Origin of the sequence: Flavobacterium proteolyticum, from assembly GCF_015223105.1 — a bacterium.
Lineage (GTDB): Bacteria > Bacteroidota > Bacteroidia > Flavobacteriales > Flavobacteriaceae > Flavobacterium > Flavobacterium proteolyticum.
The window spans coordinates 1,016,702-1,036,359 of sequence record NZ_JADFTZ010000001.1 but is presented as its reverse complement, the minus strand read 5'-3'; the positions used below and the strand labels follow the sequence as shown (position 1 = coordinate 1,036,359).

The following is a 19,658-nucleotide window of genomic DNA, read 5'->3' as shown; positions in this document are numbered from 1 at the left end:
TTGAACCTTTCCTTTTACATAGCCAAACGATATGCTGTAAGTTTCAGTAAAAACAAAGCAATTAACATTATTACGGGAATTGCCTCTGTGGGGATTATTGCCAGTACAATGGCTCTTTTTGTATTCTTATCGGTTTTTAGCGGATTGAAAGAATTCAGTTTAAACTTCGCTAATGCTTCGGACCCAGATTTACGAATTGAAACTACAACAGGTAAAACCTTTTTGATTAGTCCAAAACAAGAAGAATTACTCAAAAAAAGTAACAATATCGCTTCCTTTAGTAAAATTATTGAAGAGCGAGTTTATTTTATGTATGATAATAAAGAATTGGTGGCACATATAAAAGGAGTTGACAATCATTTTATACAAGTAACCGATTTTAACAAACATCTATACGCAGGAGAATGGTTTGAAACCAATTCTGAAAGCGTAGTCATTGGGGCTGATATTAGCAGAAAATTAGGTTTAGGTTTATTTGATTACAATAATGCTTTAGAGGCTTATGTTCCAAAACCCGGAAAAGGTGATATTGAAAACGCAAACGAAGCTTTCAATAAATCTTTACTGTTCCCCTCTGGTATTTACTCTATTAATGAAGAATTAGATGGTAAATATGTTTTTTGTTCTATTGGGTTAGCCCAACATTTTCTTGGACTGAAAAGCAACGAAATCACAAATATTGAAATCAAGTTAAAACCTAATACGGACGAAAATAAAGCTAGAAAAGAGCTTAATTCTGTTTTAGGAAATGACATTAAAATAAAGAATAGAGCTCAACTAAACGATTCGCTATATAAAATGCTACAATCGGAAAACTTGTTCATTTATTTATTTAGTACATTAGTTGTAATTCTTACCTTATTTTGCCTTGCTGGAGCTATTGTAATGATTATTATTGACAAAAGAGACAATCTTAAAACATTATATAACATTGGTGTTACACAAAAAGCTATTCGCAATATATTTTTTACACAAGGAATTATCATTACCTTATTTGGTTTGATTATAGGGTTAGGATTAGCTATAGGTATCATTCTACTTCAACAGCATTTTTCATTCATCATGATTACACCTACAATGCCTTATCCTGTACTTTTTGAATGGCAAAACATGGCAATTGTAATTATGACAATCATAATTCTTGGATTAATCTCTTCTTGGATTGCTTCTGGAACTGTAAATAAAAAAATTCTTTCGTAATTTTTTATGTATTTTTGTTAAAACTATCCGAAAAATTGAAAGCAACAAGAAAAATCTACTTCGCCTCCGATCAACACTTTGGCGCTCCAACTCCCGAATTAAGTTTTCCAAGAGAACAAAAATTCATTCAATGGCTTGATATCGTTAAACAAGATGCTGATGCAATTTTTTTACTTGGAGATTTATTCGATTTTTGGTTTGAATATAAAACAGTTGTTCCGAAAGGATTCGTTAGAGTTTTGGGGAAATTAGCCGAAATAAAAGACTCTGGTATTCCAATTTATTTCTTTGCTGGAAATCACGATTTGTGGATGCACGATTATTTTCAAAAAGAGTTAAACATTCCTGTTTATCATGATAATCAAGAATTTACCTTCAATGGTAAAACATTTCTAATTGGTCATGGAGATGGAAAAGGCCCTGGTGATATGGGTTACAAACGAATGAAAAAAGTGTTTACCAACCCGTTTTCGAAATGGTTATTTCGTTGGTTACATCCCGATATTGGTGTAAAATTAGCCCAATATTTATCGGTAAAAAACAAACTGATTTCTGGCGCAGAAGATGTAAAATATTTAGGAGAAGACAATGAATGGTTAGTACAATATTGCAAAAGAAAATTAGAAACTAAAGAGTACAATTTCTTCGTTTTTGGTCACCGCCATTTGCCATTAGAAATCGAATTAACCAAAAATTCTAAATACGTAAACTTAGGCGATTGGATCGGTTATTTCACCTATGGTGTTTTTGATGGCGAAAAAATGGAGTTGAAAGAATTCAAAAATTAAATCGTTTCCAAATCTTTTTCGATATCCAGTTCTCTGAATTTTGGCGACGCTACGGCAGTAACTCCCACAATACCCAAGGTCATCATTCCACCAAAAACAACTGCTGGAACTACTCCCATGATTTTGGAAGCCAAGCCGCTTTCAAAAGCCCCTAATTCGTTAGACGAACCAACAAAAATTGAATTCACAGAAGAAACGCGTCCGCGCATATGGTCGGGAGTATAAATTTGAAGTATAGTTTGACGAATGACTACAGAAATTCCATCAGTAACGCCACTTAAAAATAATGCTACTACTGATAACCAAAAGTTAGTTGATAAACCAAAAACGATAATACAAACTCCAAATCCGAAAACAGCTAACAATAACTTTTTACCTGCTTTTTGATGTAACGGAATTGAAGTTGAAATCAACATGGTAATTAAACCACCAATAGCTGGTGCAGCTCTTAAAATTCCGAATCCTTCCGAACCTACTTTTAAAATATCTTGCGCAAAAATGGGCAATAAAGCAACGGCTCCACCAAATAAAACCGCAAACATATCAAGCGAAATCGCATTCAAAATAGGTTTCGAATGAAAAACGAACGACAATCCTTCTTTCAAGCTCTTAAAAATAGGTTCGCCTAATTTTGGATTTAAAATCGGTTTTCTTTCAATTTGTGTCAATACGACCAAAGCCATAATCACACAAAAAACCACAAAAATCAACGACCAAAATGCGCCAAACCAACCAATTGAAAATCCCGCCAAAGCTGGTCCAATTACAGCCGCCACTTGCCAAGTAGAACTACTCCATGTCGCTGCGTTAGGTTGCTCTTTTTTCGGAATAATCAAACCCAATAAACTAAAAACGGACGGAATTAAAAACGCACGAATGATTCCGCCCACGAAAACTAGAGCGTAAATTCCATATAAAATGGTATTTTTTGAAAAAGAATCGATAAAATTCGGATGCACTAACAAACAAAACAAAACACTGATAATTGCTAATCCGGAAAAGCATTTGATTAACAAACCTTTTTTCTCATTTTGATCCACAATGTGTCCGGCAAACAACGCCATACTTATTGCGGGAATAATTTCCATTAAACCAATTAATCCCAATGATAACGGGTCTTTCGTGATGCGATACACTTCCCACTCAATCAATACAAATTGCATCGACCAAGCCAATACAATAAACAATCGCATGGCTAAAAACCAACGAAATTCAGGAATTCTTAAAGAGGAAAATGGATCTTTTTTAGCCATTTGAAGTATTGATATCGCGTAATTGCAATTGCAAAGTTACAGTATCTTTCCATTCATTTTCTTCCAAAGAGAAAATTGCATCAAATTTATTTTTGTTGACAACCAAGTCTAATTTATTTCCCAATCCAAAACCAATCACTCCAAAACTTTCCGAATTTCCTTGTTTTACGAATGCTTTCAAGTGTTCGTTATCCGAACCTAAAGTTTTTGCATAACCTGAATCAGTTAATCCTTTCGCTAAAAATAATGGCGTCATATTTTCGGGTCCGAAAGGTTCGAATTGTTTCAATAAACGCATCAATTTCGGATTGATTTCTGATAATTCGATTTCGGCATCGTATGAAATTTCCGGAGTTAATAAATCGGGATGAATGGTTTCTTGAACGACTTTTTCGAAGGCATTTTTGAAATTTTCATAGTTTTCTTCCAAAAGTGTCATTCCAGCTGCATACATGTGCCCGCCGAATTGTTCCAAATGTTCGGCACAAGCTTCCAACGCATTATACACATCGAAATCTTTTACAGAACGTGCCGAAGCCGCTAATTTTTCGCCACTTTTCGTAAAAACAATCGTTGGACGATAGTAATTTTCTACCAATCTTGAAGCGACAATTCCAATAACGCCTTTGTGCCAATTTTCTTGGTACACAACGGTTGAATATCGATTTTGTTCGTTGTTTGCTTCGATTTGAAGTAATGCTTCTTTCGTGATTTGTTTGTCTAATTCTTTCCTGTCGGAATTATGTTGCTCGATTTCGGAAGCGAATTGCTCGGCTTGGTCTAAATCGTATTCGGTTAATAAAGCAACGGCTTCGTTTCCATGTTTGATTCTTCCTGCGGCATTGATTCTTGGTGCCACGATGAAAACGACATCCGTAATTGTCAAGACTTTTTTCTTTAAGTTTTGAATCAATGCTTTTATTCCTGGTCGTGGGTTAGAATTAATCACTTCCAAACCAAATTTAGCTAACACTCGATTTTCACCATTAATCGGAACAATATCAGCCGCAATTGCAGTCGCAACTAAATCTAAATATTCTACTAAATCTTCAATAGTTTGATTTCGATTTTCGGCTAAAGCCTGAACCAATTTGAATCCGACACCGCAACCGCATAATTCATCATACGGATACGAACAATCTTCGCGTTTTGGATCTAAAACCGCAACCGCATCAGGTAATATATCACCTGGTCGGTGATGGTCGCAAATGATGAAATCAATATTTTTGGCTTTGGCGTAATTCACGTGGTCAATTGATTTAATACCACAATCCAAAGCTATAATTAAGGAAATATCGTTGTCTTCGGCATAGTCAATTCCCATATAAGAAATGCCATAACCTTCTGCATATCTGTCGGGAATATATGTCGCAACATTGGGATAAAAACTACGCAAATAACTAGAAACTAAAGAAACAGCGGTAGTTCCATCGACATCGTAATCACCGAAAACTAGAATATTTTCGTTATTAGCAATCGCTTTTTCAATTCGCGCCACGGCTTTGTCCATATCTTTCATCAAATACGGATTATGCAAATCGGCTAAGGTGGGACGGAAAAAGGTTTTGGCTTGTTCGAAGGTTTCGATTCCTCGTTGAACTAAAAGTGTCGCAATAATTTCATCGACTTGAAGTGCTTGCTGAATGGCTTGTACTTTTTCTGGATTTGGCTTAGATTTTGGATTCCAACGCATAGTTTAATTACGAATTAAAAAATTATGAATTATTTATTTTGGCTTATATAATTGAAAAACAAAGGTATAAATATTTTTTATTTTTTTGTTGTCATTTCGACGTAAAGAGAAATCACTACGAAAGTGCTTCTTTTTCAAATGCTATTCCGTTCCAACCAAAATTCATAAAACTTCGAATGTTTTGATGATCAGCATCACTTGGTGTTTCAAGTACTTTTTGATAGTGTTCACCAAAAAGAAAAAGAGTTTCTTTCTCTGACAACTTATGCATTTTAGCAAATGAAAACACCTTGCAAGAACCATTATTTTGATTTTCTTCATTTACAACATCACCATTTTTAAAAAAGGAAGGTGTAAAAGAATAGTTGGCATCGATGGCCTCAATAACCTCAGCAAAAGAAAGTATTTCCGATTGCTTTACTTTATTAATAAGTGCTTCTACTGTCATTTCTTAATTGTGATAAAAAATTTCGATTTCCACTTTTGCAAATTGACGAAACATTTCCATCACACCACAATACTTTTCTACCGATAAATTCACAGCTTTTTCTAGCTTTTTCTCGTCTAAATTACTACCGTAAAAATGATAATTGACTTTTACAGTGTGATAAGTTTTAGGATGTTCTTCCGTTAATTCTCCAGAAGTTTCAATTTTGAAATCAGCTACTTCTAACTTCATTTTTTCCATTAACGAAGCGACGTCTAAGCCTGTACAACCTGCTAAAGCCGATAACATCAACGCTTTTGGACGCAAGCCTTTTCCTTCGCCTCCATTTTCTGGACCCGCATCAATTGAAATGACATCGCCACTTGGATTCGTGGACTCAAATTGCATGTTACCTTTCCAGGTTGTAGTTATGTTGTGTGTTTCCATTTAAAATAATATTATTATGTTAACCTGAAATTGAGCAACCATAGCATTTAAGAATGTAAATTTTCGGTAACCACAAAAACAAACTAATAGCTATTAATAGAAGAATCCAGGTTGTTATATTTAACTTTTGATAAAAAAATCGATACAATGAGATAATAAAAAACAATAAAGCAACAAAAGACAAAACGATAGTAACATTGTCAGCTAAAGCTAAATGACTATTCACTAATTTTTGAATGTACGCAATAATAACAAAATAAATAAAAGCATTTATTGTTAGTAAAATAAAAAAGAATAATCCTATTTTCTTAAAACTCATTATCCTTTAGTCTTAATTAAACCCCCAACACAAACCACAATTTCCCCTTTAGCTGGTTTCGCTTCAAAGTGTTTTAGAACTTCTTCGGCGGTTCCTCTTACGGTTTCTTCGTGTAATTTGGATAATTCTCGGGAAACAGAAACCGGTCTATCGGCTCCAAAATATTGGACAAATTCGGCTAAGGTTTTGTTTAATTTGTGTGGCGATACATAGAAAATCATCGTACGATATTCTTCTTGTAAGGATAAAAATCGGGTTTGTCTTCCTTTTTTATCAGGTAGAAAGCCTTCAAATACAAATTTATCATTGGGCAAACCGCTATTCACCAAAGCTGGCACAAAAGCAGTTGCTCCTGGTAAACATTCCACCGCAATTCCGTTTTCCACACAAGCGCGCGTAAGCAAAAATCCTGGGTCTGAAATGGCTGGAGTTCCAGCATCGCTGATTAAAGCAATGGTTTCGCCCGCTTGTAATCGCTTGACCAAATTTTCAACGGTTTTGTGTTCGTTGTGCATGTGGTGGCTGTGCATATGCGTTGCAATTTCGAAGTGTTTTAGCAATTTTCCGCTGGTTCGTGTGTCTTCTGCTAAAATTAAATCGACTTCTTTTAGTACTTTAATTGCACGAAAAGTCATGTCTTCTAAATTGCCTATGGGCGTTGGAACGATATATAATTTACTCATTTAAAACAGGTTGAATTTAACACGATTTTTTAAACACATAGTCACATAGTAATATTTTTATTTTGAAAAGAATAATTTAGAAAATAAATTTTCTACACATTAGCTATACGTGCTAAACAAAACTCAAACAATAAAAAACCTATGTTTCTATGTGGTTAAACTAAAAACCCAAATTTCACGAATTAGCACAAATTCATCAAAAAAAATCTGTGACTGAAAACTGAGACTGCGACTAAAACTAACTAAACTTTTTCTCCACAATTTCCATGAAACGCGTTTCGAATTCTTCCGCGCCTTCCCAATTGTTATAATCGGGTTTTACGAAATCATCTACGAAAGCTTTTGCTTCTTCAAAACTATCAAACGTATTCAATTGTGAAACCACACGGTTAAAATCATCCGAACTTCCGCCAAATAATTTCTTTTCAAATCCAATTCTATCATTTAAGCCAAAAGTAATAGCTTTGTTTAATCTATCATTTAGCGAACTGATTTTTGGCTCTTGGCTTACTTTTTCAAAAGTTGCTTTCACTTCTTCTTCTAATACTTTTGGAGTTTCTAAAACAGGTTCTGGTTGAACCTCTTCCTTAACTTCTTCAACAGGAGTTACAGCTTCAAAAACAGTTTCAGTAACTTTTTCAACTTCTACTGGAACATCTTCCACTTTTACAAAATCCAATTCTTGGTAATCGTGCACCAATAAATCTTCAAACGAAATTTGTTTCGCTGGTTCTTCTGCTTTTGGAGTCTCAACAACTGGTACTTCTTCTATAATTTCCTCTTCAATTGGTTCTTCTTCCATTGAAGTAATCAATACTTCCTCCTCTTCATCTTCATCATCTTCCACAATCAACTCCGCCACCACAATTTTTTCTTCTTCAATTGGAGTTGTTGGAGCTTTTTCTTCTACAATAGGTTCTTCAACAACTGGTTCTTCTTTTGCAGGTGCAATTCCTTCTACAACAGGAATTGGTTGTTCAAAAATATCAGCTTGCTTTCTTTCTAATTTCGCTTCTAAAACTTCTTCTGAAATTTCATTTTTCACCAATTCGAAATTCTCTTCATAAAAGCGTAAAATCGTCAATTGATCGTACAAATTTTTCGCTTCTTGCTGCAATTGAACCGTTTCTGAATGGTTTTTTAACTTTAAAATTCGGTGGGCAATACTGACTAATTCAGCGCTTACTCTTTTCTTCATAACTTTATTGGATGGAATTGAATATATCGATACTTTTTTAATAATTTTGTTTTGATTACAAATGTAACAGAAAATAATTTTTAACGTACGAAAGATACAAAATGTTTCTCGAAAATACCGTAAATCAACAAGAACAATTTGGCTGGATTGAAGTAATTTGTGGCTCCATGTTTTCGGGTAAAACCGAAGAATTAATTCGCCGACTAAAACGCGCTCAGTTTGCTAAACAAAAAGTAGAAATCTTCAAACCGGCTGTCGACACTCGATATGACGACGAAATGGTGGTTTCGCACAATCGTAATGAAATTCGTTCTACACCTGTTCCTGTTGCTGAAAATATTCGAATTTTAGCACAAGGTTGCGATGTCGTTGGTATTGACGAGGCCCAATTTTTCGATGAGGAAATTGTTGCCGTTTGTAATGATTTAGCCAATTCAGGAATCCGAGTAATTGTGGCTGGATTGGACATGGATTTTAAAGGAAATCCGTTCGGACCAATGCCTGGACTTATGGCTACAGCAGAATATGTTACCAAAGTGCACGCCGTTTGTACACGCACTGGAAATTTAGCACATTATAGTTTCAGAAAATCAGATGATAAAAGATTGGTTATGCTTGGCGAAACCGAAGAATACGAACCACTAAGTCGTGCTGCCTATTTTAAAGCCATGCGTGAAAACATGGAAGTTAAAGATGTTGAAATTGTAAACAAGCAAAAAGACGATAATCAATAAATTGAACCTCAACCTAACTCATATTATTTCGTTTTGTAAAGGCGTTTTTCACGGAAATTCGACTGAGTTTACCGCAACTCACATTTCGATTGACAGCCGTTCGTTGCAAAATGGAAGCAACACCTTGTTTTTTGCCATCAAAGGACAAAATCACGATGCGCATTTGTATTTGGAAGAGTTGATTGCAAAAGGCGTTCGTTATTTTGTAGTCGAATATATTCCGGAACATGTATACGAAAAAGCGAATTTCATTATCGTTGAAAATTCGTTAAAAGCGCTACAACAAACTGCTATTGGCTACCGAAAACAATTCGATTTTCCATTTGTGGGAATTACGGGAAGCAACGGAAAAACCATCGTAAAAGAATGGTTGAATTTCTTATTAAGTCCAAATCATTTGATTGTTCGAAATCCGAAAAGTTACAATTCGCAAGTCGGTGTTCCGCTATCTATTTTAGCGATTGAAGGGAATTATGATTTAGGAATTTTTGAAGCGGGAATTTCGTTACCCAATGAAATGTCAAATCTAGAACACATCATCCAACCGAAATATGGCATTTTAACCAATATTGGTTCGGTTCATGATGAAGGTTTTGCAAATCATGAAACCAAAATCAAAGAGAAAATCAAACTTTTTGAAAATTGTTCGGATATTTTCTTGGAAAAGAATACTGAAATTGAAGTTTCACTTCCACAAAACTGTCAAAAACACACTTGGAGTTTTTCGGATGAAAGTGCGAATCTTTTCGTTTCTAAGAAAAATGAAAATGGCAAAACCGAATTAACTTTCAAAAATACAACCAATATTTTTAGTGTAATTATTCCGTTTTCGGATGAAAATTCGATTGAAAATGTAATTACTTGCGTGAATTTTATGCTGTTTTTAGGCGAAGAAATTCCGTTTATTCAAAATAGAGTTTCGGAATTATATCCAGTAGAATTACGACTTCAAGCCAAAAAAGGCATCAACAATTGTTTGGTCATCGACGATAGTTATTCGGTGGATTATCAATCGTTGAAAATTGCGTTGGATTTCTTGGAACAACAAAAATTACACGATAAAAAAACGATTATTTTATCCGATATTTTCACAAGTGGCATTGCCGTTGAAACACTTTACAATCAAGTAAAACAATTGCTTTCGAAAAACAAAATCGAACGCATTATTACCATTGGCGAAACCATCGCAAAACAATTGAACGATTTACCAAATGTGATTTCGTTTGCCACTACGCAAGAATTTTTACAGCAATTCAATACACATTCGTTTCAAAACGAAACCATTCTTGTGAAAGGTGCTCGCGGATTTAACTTTCATGAAATTGTAGTTTTGTTGGAAGAGAAAAATCACGAAACTATTTTAGAAATCAATCTCGATGCAATTAGTCACAACTTGAATTTCTATAAATCTAAACTGAAACCGGAAACCAAAATTATGGTCATGGTGAAAGCATTTGGCTACGGAAATGGTGGTTACGAAATTGCCAAATTGCTCGAACATCATAAAGTCGATTATTTAGGCGTAGCGTTTGCCGATGAAGGCATCGAATTACGAAAAGCTGGAATTACGACTCCAATTATGGTTTTAAATCCTGAAAATAGTAGTTTTAGAGCCATGATTGCTTATAATTTAGAACCTGAAATTTATTCGATTACGGGTTTACAAGCGTTTTTAAAAATTGCCCAACACCAAAATATTTCCCATTATCCAATTCATATTAAATTGGATACCGGTATGCATCGTTTAGGATTTGAACCGCATTTGATAGACGAATTGTGTTCCTTACTAAAAAACAACAATTTTGTTAAGGTAAAAAGCGTGTTTTCGCATTTAGCTGCGAGTGATGACTTGCAACTAGACGATTTCACGAAATTACAATTTCAACGTTTTGATGCGATGTATTCCGAATTAGAAAAAGTATTGCCTTCAAAACCGATTCGTCATATTTTAAACACGTCTGGAATTTTCAATTATGCTGAAAAACAGATGGAAATGGTGCGATTAGGAATTGGTTTATATGGTATTGGAAATTCGGAACAAGAATTGAAAGTGTTGGAAAATGTGAGCACTTTAAAAACGATAATTTCTCAAATAAGAGAAGTTTCACCCGAAGAAAGCATTGGTTACAGCCGAAGATTTCGAGTAACGCAAAAAATGAAAGTCGCAACGATTCCGATTGGTTATGCTGATGGCATTCGAAGAGCTTGGGGCAATGAGAAAGGATTTGTTACCATCCACAATCAAAAAGCAACCATTTTAGGATCAATATGTATGGACATGATGATGGTGGATGTTACGAACATTTCCTGCAAAACTGGAGATGAAGTGATTGTTTTTGGAAAAAGTCCAAAAGTAACCGAAATGGCGAATATTATTGGCACGATACCTTATGAAATTCTAACTGGAATTTCGCAACGTGTTAAAAGAATTTTTTACAAAAATTAACATTTTGTTTTAAATTTTGTATATTCGTTATACTAAAACAAAAAACTAACTCTTAAAATTAAAAACTATGGGAATGATTTCAGAATTTAAAGATTTTATTGCAAAAGGTAACGCAATGGATTTAGCAGTTGGGGTAATTATTGGTGGTGCTTTTGGAGCTATCGTTAGCTCATTAGTATCTGATGTAATAACACCAGCATTATTGAATCCAGCATTAAAAGCAGCTCAAGTTGAAGATTTAGCAGGTTTAAAAACCGATGGTGGAATTTTATATGGTAAATTTTTAGCAGCTGTTATTAGCTTTTTAGTAATTGCTTTTGTTATTTTCTTGATGGTTAAAGCAATTAACAGTATGAAGAAAAAAGAAGAACCAGTTCCAGCGGCTCCAGCAGGACCAACACAAGAGCAATTGTTAGCTGAAATCAGAGATTTATTAAAAAAATAGTCGATTCCGCTACATTATATATTCTAATTAAACCCCGATTCGTCGGGGTATTTTTTTAGAAACTTGTTACAACTCAAAACTTTTGTTATAATTTCATCAATATTTGCTAAGTCGTTTGAATATTCTATATTTTTGCATCATTAAATAACACACATCAAAATGAAAGTAGCCGTAGTTGGCGCTACCGGAATGGTAGGCGAAATAATGCTTCAAGTATTAGCAGAACGTAATTTTCCTGTAACAGATTTAATTCCAGTTGCTTCTGAAAAATCAGTTGGAAAAGAAATCGAATGGAAAGGTAACACCTATAAAGTAGTAGGTTTACAAACCGCTGTAGATATGAAACCTGAAATTGCTTTGTTTTCGGCAGGTGGAGAAACTTCTTTAGAGTGGGCTCCAAAATTTGCCGAAGTAGGCACAACAGTTATCGATAATTCTTCTGCTTGGAGAATGGATGCCACTAAGAAATTAGTAGTTCCAGAAATCAATGCAAACGTTTTAACTAAGGAAGATAAAATTATTGCAAATCCAAACTGTTCAACGATTCAAATGGTAATGGCTTTAGCGCCTTTACATGCTAAATATGATATCAAACGTATTGTAGTTTCTACATACCAATCAATTACAGGAACTGGAGTTAAAGCAGTTCGTCAGTTAGAAAACGAATATGCAGGAATTGAAGGTGAAATGGCATACAAATATCCAATTCACAGAAATGCCATTCCACAATGTGATAGTTTTGAAGATAATGGTTACACGAAAGAAGAAATGAAATTAGTTCGTGAAACACAAAAAATACTAAACGACAAAACCATTGCGGTTACAGCAACTGCAATTCGTATTCCGGTTGTTGGCGGACACAGTGAAGCAGTTAACGTTCAGTTTGAAAATGATTTTGATGTGAATGAAGTACGTGAAATTTTACACAACACGCCTGGTGTAACAGTTCAAGATAATTTAGAGACGTTTACTTATCCAATGCCAATTTACGCTCAAGGAAAAGATGATGTTTTCGTTGGTAGAATCCGAAGAGATGAAAGTCAACCGAACACTATTAATATGTGGATTGTTGCTGACAACTTAAGAAAAGGAGCGGCAACAAATACGATTCAAATTGCAGAATATTTGGTTGAAAATAATCTAGTATAATTTTAGCCACAGATTACACAGATTTAATCCTTTTTTGAATCCTTTAATCCGTTGCAAAAACAAATAACCACGAACTAGCGAAACAAGTCATCAAAACTTAAAAATTCGTTAATTCGTGGTTTGTTTTTTGGCTTTGTTCTAAAAGCAGTATATTTGTAATAGTGAAAAAGAAATTTTTACATATCAACATATTTTTGATGCTTGCAGTGTTATTTGCTGTGAGCTATCAATCTATTCATACTTTTTCACACGATCACCATTTAAAAACAGAATGTTGTGATGATTCACATCATTTGACTTTTAAAACTTCTGAAAAAACGTTTACCGAAAGTGAAGATTGTCCTGTTTGTGATTTCAAATTTGCGGCTTTCCTTTCACCAGAAGTTTTCCATTTTGACTTTATTCCTTCGTTTTACGAAATTCCGTATCAATTCAATAGTAATGAATCTTGCATTACGTTTGATGGAAATTCGTTCTATCTTCGCGGTCCGCCTGCATTAGTTTAAAAAATATATTTCGATATCATTACCAAAAATAATGATACGTTGTTGTTACATTTAAACTAAAAGAAATGCGATACTTATCGATATTATTTTTCTTTTTGGTTGGCTTTTTCGGATACGCTCAAGTTACGATTACTGGCGTTATTTCGGATGAAAATGGCTTACCACTTAGAGATGCTCACGTACACATTGCTAATAAAACTACCTCAACCGATGTAAACGGAAGTTATGTTTTATCAGGCATTCCAAAAGGGAAACAGAAACTCTATATTTCGTTTATAGGCTATCATGCTATTGAGGAAACCATCGAAATTTCAAGCGATTTGACTATCAATCGTCAACTGAAGTTAGATGTCACCAAATTAGACGATATCACCATTCAACAACTTTCGAACTCAAAAAGCGAAAGCAGTAACGAACAAGTTTTGAAAAGCGCAACCATTGAAAAGTTTAGCAATCAAACTTTGGGTGAAGCTTTGAAAGAAGTTTCTGGAGTTTCCATTTTAAAAACCGGAAGTACTATTGTAAAACCAGTAATTAATGGTTTACATAGTAATCGTGTGCCGATTATCAACAATAATGTTCGATTAGAAGACCAGCAATGGGGAACTGAACACGCACCGAATTTCGATATTAATGCAGCTGGAAAAATCACCGTGATTAAAGGTGCTTCGGCTTTGCAATATGGCGGTGATGCTATTGGCGGAATCGTTATCATCGAACCTGAAGTAATTAAAAAAGATACTTTAGTTGGAAAATCAATTCTCAACTTAGCCTCTAACGGAATGGGCGGGAGCTTGAGTTCAAGTCTTCAAAAAGGAAATCGTTATGGTTGGAGTTGGAATGCTTTGGGAACTTTTAAATATTTAGGCGATAGAGAAACACCTGATTATGTATTGTCCAATTCTGGAAATCGCGAACAAAATTTTTCGGGCGGCATTCGTTATGCGCAAGAGAAATACAACTTCAATGCGATGTACAGTTTTTACAATGCACAAATTGGAATCATCAAAGCATCTCACATTGGAAATGTAAACGATTTATACAATTCCATCAACAACCAACAACCAAGCGTAATTGAACCTTTCACCTACTCGATTGATGCGCCAAAACAAGAAGTGCAACATCATTTAGCAAAAGTGAATTACCAAAGATGGCTTAGCCAAAACACTTCGATTGATTTTCAATATGCGTTTCAATTCAATAATCGTTTAGAGTTTGATGTTAGAAGAAGTAGCGCCAACAATGACAAAGCCGCATTGGATTTACAATTGGCAACACATACTTTTTTAGCGGATTATAAAACGAATGTTGGAAATTGGAGATTGAAGTCAGGACTGAATTTGGGTTACCAAAACAATTTTGCGAATCCAAAAACAGGTGTTCGTCCATTAATTCCGAGTTATGAAAAATTAGATGCTGGCTTATACGGAATTGCCGTTTATAAATTCGACAATGCGACTTTGTTAGAATCGGGAATTCGTTATGATTTTTCGACTATTGAAGCAACAAAATATTACTTGAAATCAAGATGGACAGAACGTGGCTATGATGCCGAATTTTCACATTTTATTGTGGGCGAAGAAGGCAATCAATGGTTAACAAAACCGACTTTTGATTATCATAATATTACGGCAAACATCGGATTTAGAAAGCAATTTCATCATGAAATGGAATGGTTAGTGAATGTGAGTTTGGCTTCTCGAAATCCAAATCCGTCCGAATTATTTAGCGATGGATTGCATCATTCAACAGGTCAAATTGAATTAGGTGATTTACGTTTGGAAAAAGAGCAAGCGTATAAATTCAATACGACTTTTAATAAAGATTGGAAATCGTTTCGTATCCAAATTAATCCGTTTATTAACCGAATCTCAAACTTCATTTATTTGCAACCTACTGGTTTTGAAACCACTATTCGCGGGGCTTTTCCAGTTTGGGAATTCAAACAAACGGAAGCTTTGTTAACGGGTTTTGATGTTAATACCAAATGGGAATTTTCCAACCATTTTTCACACGAATTAGGAATGGCTTATGTAAACGGACAAAATCTAAGTACTGACGAGTATTTGATTGATATGCCTCCATTTGTCATTAATAATAAAATTCAATACAAAAAGGAATCTTGGTTCAATTTCGTTTCCGAATTAAAGAGTGAACTGGTTTTCAGACAAAATCAATTCCCGAATTACAATTTTGAAACCAACATTGTTGTGAATAACGAATTAACTCCGGTTTTGGTTGATATTAGTTCACCTCCAAAAGGTTATCATTTATTACATTTTTACAGTGAAATGACGTTTAAAATCAATAAAAGAAATAGCCTAACCACCTCTTTTAGTATTCAAAATATAATGAACACAACGTATCGAGATTATCTAAATCGTCAACGTTTTTTTGTAGACGAAATGGGTAGAAATGTTCAAATTCAATTAAAATTTAATTATTAAAACAATTTACAATTATGAAAAATTTAAAACTTATTGCGCTATTAGTTATTCCAGTATTATTTTCAACATCTTGTTCAAATGATGATGCTCCTGTAAACGAGGAAGAAGTAATCACAACCGTAAGAACTACTTTAACGGGTGGTGGACAAATTATAACTCTAACCTCAAGAGATTTAGATGGTGATGGACCAAACGCTCCTGTAGTAACAGTTTCTGGAAATTTAGTAACTGGTGTAACCTATGTAGGTTCTACAGAATTTTTAAATGAACTAGAAGATCCAACTGAAGATATAACTGTTGAAGTGGAAGAAGAAGGAACAGAACACCAAGTTTTTTATCAGTTAGCTCCATCAATTGGTACAATAACTTACACTGATACTGACGCTAATGGAAGACCAATTGGTTTAAACTTCACGTTGGTTGCTGGGACTTCTGGATCAACAGGAACTTTAACAGTTACTTTAAGACATGATTTAAACAAATCGGGAGCTGGAGTAGCTGGCGGTGATATAACAAACGCTGGTGGAAGCACCGATGCAGCAGTTTCTTTTTCAGTTGCAGTAAACTAAAAAATGAAATAAAATTTGTTACAAAACGGCTGAAATTTCAGTCGTTTTTGTTTTTTAACAAATCTTTAAAATTCAAATGAATATCTTTGTTTTAATCAACAAATACTATATGAAAAAAACAATAACATTATCGGCTATTGTTTGTACACTTGTTATGAACGCACAAACAAAAATCAATTATCCTGAAACCAAAAAAATCGACCATGTTGACACGTATTTTGGCGAAAAAATCAACGACCCTTTCCGATGGTTAGAAGACGACCGAAGCGCAGAAACGGAAGCTTGGGTAAAAGCTCAAAACGTGGTGACGTATGGTTATTTAGAACAAATTCCATACAGAAATCAACTAAAATCAAGAATGGAAAAATTATGGAATTACGAGAAAATTTCCGCTCCATTCAAAGAAGGTGATTATACGTATTATTACAAAAACAACGGTCTTCAAAATCAATCGGTTTTGTATCGAAAAGACAAATCAGGTAAAGAAGAAATCTTCTTAGATCCAAATACTTTTTCAAAAGATGGAACTACATCTCTAGGTGGATTAAATTTCAGCAAAGACGGAAGTTTAGTAGCTTACTCTATTTCCGAAGGCGGTAGTGATTGGAGAAAAGTAATTGTAATGGAAGCTAAAACTAAGAAAATCATTGGCGATACGATTGTAGATGTGAAATTCAGTGGTGTTTCTTGGTACAAAAACGAAGGTTTTTATTATTCAAGTTATGATAAACCTGTAGGAAGTGAATTATCTGCAAAAACAGACCAACACAAATTGTATTATCACAAATTAAATACTTCGCAAAAAACAGATAAATTAATTTTCGGTGGCGATGTTAAAAGAAGATATGTAGGTGGTTATGTTTCGGAAGATGAAAAATATTTATTCATTTCTGCTGCGAATTCAACTTCTGGAAACGAGTTATATTATTTAGATTTATCAAAACCAAATAGCAAAATCGTAACGTTAATTGACAATTACGAAAATGATAATGATGTTTTAGACAACAAAGGTTCTAAAATTTATTTGGTAACCAATTACAAAGCGCCAAACAAACGCGTGGTGACTTTTGATTTATCAGATCCTGCTAAAGAAAACTGGAAAGATTGTATTCCAGAAACTGAGAATGTGTTGTCGCCAAACACAGGTGGTGGTTATATTTTCGCAAGTTATATGAAAGATGCTGTTTCGTTCATTAAACAATACGATTATAACGGAAAATTAGTTCGTGATATTCAATTACCAGGCGTGGGAACTGCTGGAGGTTTTGGTGGAAAAGAAAAAGAAACTACTTTATATTTTTCGTTTACGAATTATATAACGCCAGGAACTATTTACTCATTTGATCCAGAATCAGGAAAATCAGCTGTATATCAAAAACCAAAAGTGGATTTTAATTCGGCAGATTACGAATCAAAACAAGTGTTTTACACTTCAAAAGATGGCACAAAAATTCCAATGATTATTACGTATAAAAAAGGGACAAAATTAAACGGAAAAAATCCAACTATTTTATATGGTTATGGAGGATTTAATGTTAGTTTAACCCCTTCTTTTAGCATCGCGAATGCCGTTTGGTTAGAAAATGGAGGTGTTTACGCTGTTGCGAATTTACGCGGCGGTGGAGAATACGGTAAAAAATGGCACGATGCCGGAACACAATTGAAAAAGCAAAACGTTTTTGATGATTTCATTGCGGCAGCTGAATATCTAATCAAAGAAAAATATACTTCTTCAGATTATTTAGCGATAAAAGGAGGTTCAAACGGAGGTTTATTAGTTGGTGCGGTAATGACACAACGACCTGATTTAGTAAAAGTAGCGTTACCAGCAGTTGGCGTTTTAGATATGTTACGTTATCATACATTTACAGCTGGTGCAGGATGGGCTTACGATTATGGAACATCGGAACAAAGCAAAGAAATGTTTGAATACATTAAAGGGTATTCACCAGTTCATAACGTAAAAGCAGGTACGAAATATCCAGCAACTATGGTGACTACTGGAGACCATGATGACCGTGTTGTTCCAGCACACAGTTTCAAATTTGCTGCAGAATTACAAGCCAAACAAGCGGGTGATAATCCAGTTTTAATTCGCATTGATGTAAATGCGGGTCACGGAGCTGGAAAATCGGTTGCGGCTACGATTCAAGAAAATGTGGATATGCAAGTCTTTACACTTTACAATATGGGTGTTAAAGAATTAAAATAGAAAAGTTAAAAAACTGATAAAAGAGCCTTCGGGCTCTTTTTTTATGCAATAAAATTTCAAAAAGCGGGTTTTCTATTTTATGAGAATTTCAGTTTTTATATCCATCATTATTGCTTCTATTGGATTACAAAGTTGTAATTCAACCGTAAAAAGCGTGTATCGAGATGACTTTAGAAGTGCTTCAAAACCTGAAATCGAAAAAGTTCAAAAAGAAGTCAATGCCCAAAACAGTAACAAAAGTATTTTATTTCTAACTCAAGTGTACAAGGGAGAAAAAATCATCATTACGCAAAAAGGAAAAACGATTTACTCTGAATATCCCATCACTAATTTAAACAATAGAATTGCTTCTTATTTAAGTTTCAACAACCAACAAGATTTGGTAATTAACGATCGAAATTCTAAAAAAGAAATTTTGATTCCATCAAAAAAATCAAGCAAACACAAATATGTTTATGTAATGAAAAAAGTAACTAAAGGAAAATTTCAATTTATTATTACCTATAGCAATACACTTAGACCTATGAAATAAAAAAAAAGCAAAACCTTATTAATTAAGATTTTGCTTTTTTTATTTCTTAAACTTTTATTCTTTTGGAAGTGGTGCTCCTACCGCAATGTCACATCGATGTCCTTCTTGACCATGAGGCGGATTCATTCCTGGAGGAGTTGATGTTCCAACAATTGTTGTTGAGCCACTTTTTGAATTAATATTCATAACCGGTTGCTCAACAGGCTTTTGATTTACCACAGGAGTAATCTTTTGGGATTGAGTATTTTGTGCTGGTTTTGAATTCAATGGTGCTCCAACAGGTATTTCACAGCGATGACCAGGTTGACCATGTGGTGGATTCATTCCTGCTGCCGTTTGAGTTGCTGATTGAGCGGTTTGTTGTTGTACAGGTTGCACTTGCTGACCTTGATTACCAACACGCTGCTTTAACCAAGCTTCGCCTGAAAAAGGCTGAGCTGTTTGTTGTGTTTCTTCTACTGGTTTTACTTCTTCGTCTTTTTTACAAGAAACGATTAGAATTGACCCTATTATAATGGCTAAAATTAATTGCTTTGTCATCTTTTTCCTTATATTATAGTTATCAAAGATAAAACTTTAATCATTTATTTTAAAAAGATCGCTAACATTT

General features: G+C 34.3%; 18 protein-coding genes. 11 read left to right on the top strand and 7 right to left on the bottom strand.

The window, feature by feature from the left end; all coding sequences use genetic code 11:
- Positions 1–1,200 carry an ABC transporter permease gene (locus IM755_RS04515; protein ID WP_194094025.1) on the top strand — a complete coding sequence of 400 codons (1,200 nt, stop codon included), beginning with the start codon at positions 1–3 and terminating at the stop codon, positions 1,198–1,200.
- 35 nt (positions 1,201–1,235) lie between these two features.
- The gene (locus IM755_RS04510) at positions 1,236–1,988 is read left to right on the top strand and encodes a UDP-2,3-diacylglucosamine diphosphatase (protein ID WP_194094023.1); all 753 of its coding nucleotides are present in this window, start codon (positions 1,236–1,238) and stop codon (positions 1,986–1,988) included.
- Here the strand turns inward: IM755_RS04510 and IM755_RS04505 are convergent.
- From IM755_RS04505 to IM755_RS04480, 6 genes are all read right to left on the bottom strand, one after another.
- Complete coding sequence (locus IM755_RS04505; RefSeq protein WP_194094021.1) at positions 1,985–3,241, bottom strand: MFS transporter; 1,257 nt, start codon at positions 3,239–3,241, stop codon at positions 1,985–1,987. The two genes, IM755_RS04510 and IM755_RS04505, sit on opposite strands and share 4 nt — an antisense overlap.
- Complete coding sequence (gene recJ, locus IM755_RS04500; protein WP_194094019.1) at positions 3,234–4,934, bottom strand: single-stranded-DNA-specific exonuclease RecJ; 1,701 nt, start codon at positions 4,932–4,934, stop codon at positions 3,234–3,236. The genes IM755_RS04505 and recJ overlap by 8 nt, the downstream gene beginning before the upstream one ends.
- Before the next feature lie 115 nt (positions 4,935–5,049).
- Positions 5,050–5,382 (bottom strand): HopJ type III effector protein, encoded by a 333-nt coding sequence (locus tag IM755_RS04495; RefSeq protein ID WP_194094017.1) that lies wholly within the window; start codon positions 5,380–5,382, stop codon positions 5,050–5,052.
- A gap of 3 nt (positions 5,383–5,385) precedes the next feature.
- Entirely contained in the window at positions 5,386–5,808 is a 423-nt protein-coding gene (locus tag IM755_RS04490) for an OsmC family protein (RefSeq protein ID WP_194094014.1), read from the bottom strand.
- A 318-nt stretch (positions 5,809–6,126) separates the two neighbouring features.
- Entirely contained in the window at positions 6,127–6,810 is a 684-nt protein-coding gene (gene rsmI, locus IM755_RS04485) for a 16S rRNA (cytidine(1402)-2'-O)-methyltransferase (protein ID WP_194094012.1), read from the bottom strand.
- A gap of 238 nt (positions 6,811–7,048) precedes the next feature.
- A complete protein-coding gene (locus IM755_RS04480) occupies positions 7,049–8,008 on the bottom strand; it encodes a hypothetical protein (protein ID WP_194094009.1) in 960 nt (319 codons plus the stop codon).
- 101 nt (positions 8,009–8,109) lie between these two features.
- Here IM755_RS04480 and IM755_RS04475 point away from each other — a divergent pair, with 101 nt between their 5' ends.
- The 9 genes from IM755_RS04475 to IM755_RS04435 all read left to right on the top strand — a co-directional run bounded on the left by IM755_RS04475 (position 8,110) and on the right by IM755_RS04435 (position 19,048).
- Positions 8,110–8,742, top strand: coding sequence for a thymidine kinase (locus tag IM755_RS04475; protein ID WP_026726402.1), 633 nt, complete (start codon positions 8,110–8,112; stop codon positions 8,740–8,742).
- Between the two features lies 1 nt (position 8,743).
- Positions 8,744–11,188 (top strand): bifunctional UDP-N-acetylmuramoyl-tripeptide:D-alanyl-D-alanine ligase/alanine racemase, encoded by a 2,445-nt coding sequence (locus tag IM755_RS04470; RefSeq protein WP_194094006.1) that lies wholly within the window; start codon positions 8,744–8,746, stop codon positions 11,186–11,188.
- A gap of 67 nt (positions 11,189–11,255) precedes the next feature.
- Positions 11,256–11,633, top strand: coding sequence for a large conductance mechanosensitive channel protein MscL (gene mscL / locus IM755_RS04465; protein ID WP_194094004.1), 378 nt, complete (start codon positions 11,256–11,258; stop codon positions 11,631–11,633).
- 159 nt (positions 11,634–11,792) lie between these two features.
- A complete protein-coding gene (locus IM755_RS04460; protein ID WP_194094000.1) occupies positions 11,793–12,782 on the top strand; it encodes an aspartate-semialdehyde dehydrogenase in 990 nt (329 codons plus the stop codon).
- Positions 12,783–12,979: 197 nt separating this feature from the next.
- Entirely contained in the window at positions 12,980–13,288 is a 309-nt protein-coding gene (locus IM755_RS04455) for a hypothetical protein (protein WP_194093995.1), read from the top strand.
- 65 nt (positions 13,289–13,353) lie between these two features.
- On the top strand, positions 13,354–15,735 hold the full coding sequence (locus IM755_RS04450) for a TonB-dependent receptor (RefSeq protein WP_228063891.1): 2,382 nt from the start codon (positions 13,354–13,356) through the stop codon (positions 15,733–15,735).
- Between the two features lie 14 nt (positions 15,736–15,749).
- Positions 15,750–16,304, top strand: a complete 555-nt coding sequence (locus IM755_RS04445; protein WP_194093993.1) for a type 1 periplasmic binding fold superfamily protein — start codon at positions 15,750–15,752, stop codon at positions 16,302–16,304.
- 109 nt (positions 16,305–16,413) lie between these two features.
- The gene (locus IM755_RS04440; protein ID WP_194093991.1) at positions 16,414–18,516 is read left to right on the top strand and encodes a prolyl oligopeptidase family serine peptidase; all 2,103 of its coding nucleotides are present in this window, start codon (positions 16,414–16,416) and stop codon (positions 18,514–18,516) included.
- 79 nt (positions 18,517–18,595) lie between these two features.
- Positions 18,596–19,048, top strand: a complete 453-nt coding sequence (locus IM755_RS04435) for a hypothetical protein (RefSeq protein ID WP_194093988.1) — start codon at positions 18,596–18,598, stop codon at positions 19,046–19,048.
- A gap of 54 nt (positions 19,049–19,102) precedes the next feature.
- Here the strand turns inward: IM755_RS04435 and IM755_RS04430 are convergent, their stop codons facing one another.
- On the bottom strand, positions 19,103–19,588 hold the full coding sequence (locus IM755_RS04430) for a hypothetical protein (RefSeq protein ID WP_194093986.1): 486 nt from the start codon (positions 19,586–19,588) through the stop codon (positions 19,103–19,105).
- Between the last annotated feature and the right edge of the window lie 70 nt (positions 19,589–19,658).

Coding starts and splice junctions, on each gene's coding strand:
- IM755_RS04440 (WP_194093991.1), top strand. CDS start 16,414: ATGAAAAAAACAATAACATTATCGGCTATTGTTTGTACACTTGTTATG.
- IM755_RS04475 (WP_026726402.1), top strand. CDS start 8,110: ATGTTTCTCGAAAATACCGTAAATCAACAAGAACAATTTGGCTGGATT.
- IM755_RS04455 (WP_194093995.1), top strand. CDS start 12,980: ATGCTTGCAGTGTTATTTGCTGTGAGCTATCAATCTATTCATACTTTT.
- IM755_RS04460 (WP_194094000.1), top strand. CDS start 11,793: ATGAAAGTAGCCGTAGTTGGCGCTACCGGAATGGTAGGCGAAATAATG.
- IM755_RS04505 (WP_194094021.1), bottom strand. CDS start 3,241: ATGGCTAAAAAAGATCCATTTTCCTCTTTAAGAATTCCTGAATTTCGT.
- IM755_RS04480 (WP_194094009.1), bottom strand. CDS start 8,008: ATGAAGAAAAGAGTAAGCGCTGAATTAGTCAGTATTGCCCACCGAATT.
- IM755_RS04445 (WP_194093993.1), top strand. CDS start 15,750: ATGAAAAATTTAAAACTTATTGCGCTATTAGTTATTCCAGTATTATTT.
- rsmI (WP_194094012.1), bottom strand. CDS start 6,810: ATGAGTAAATTATATATCGTTCCAACGCCCATAGGCAATTTAGAAGAC.
- recJ (WP_194094019.1), bottom strand. CDS start 4,934: ATGCGTTGGAATCCAAAATCTAAGCCAAATCCAGAAAAAGTACAAGCC.
- IM755_RS04435 (WP_194093988.1), top strand. CDS start 18,596: ATGAGAATTTCAGTTTTTATATCCATCATTATTGCTTCTATTGGATTA.
- IM755_RS04490 (WP_194094014.1), bottom strand. CDS start 5,808: ATGGAAACACACAACATAACTACAACCTGGAAAGGTAACATGCAATTT.
- IM755_RS04495 (WP_194094017.1), bottom strand. CDS start 5,382: ATGACAGTAGAAGCACTTATTAATAAAGTAAAGCAATCGGAAATACTT.
- mscL (WP_194094004.1), top strand. CDS start 11,256: ATGGGAATGATTTCAGAATTTAAAGATTTTATTGCAAAAGGTAACGCA.
- IM755_RS04450 (WP_228063891.1), top strand. CDS start 13,354: ATGCGATACTTATCGATATTATTTTTCTTTTTGGTTGGCTTTTTCGGA.
- IM755_RS04430 (WP_194093986.1), bottom strand. CDS start 19,588: ATGACAAAGCAATTAATTTTAGCCATTATAATAGGGTCAATTCTAATC.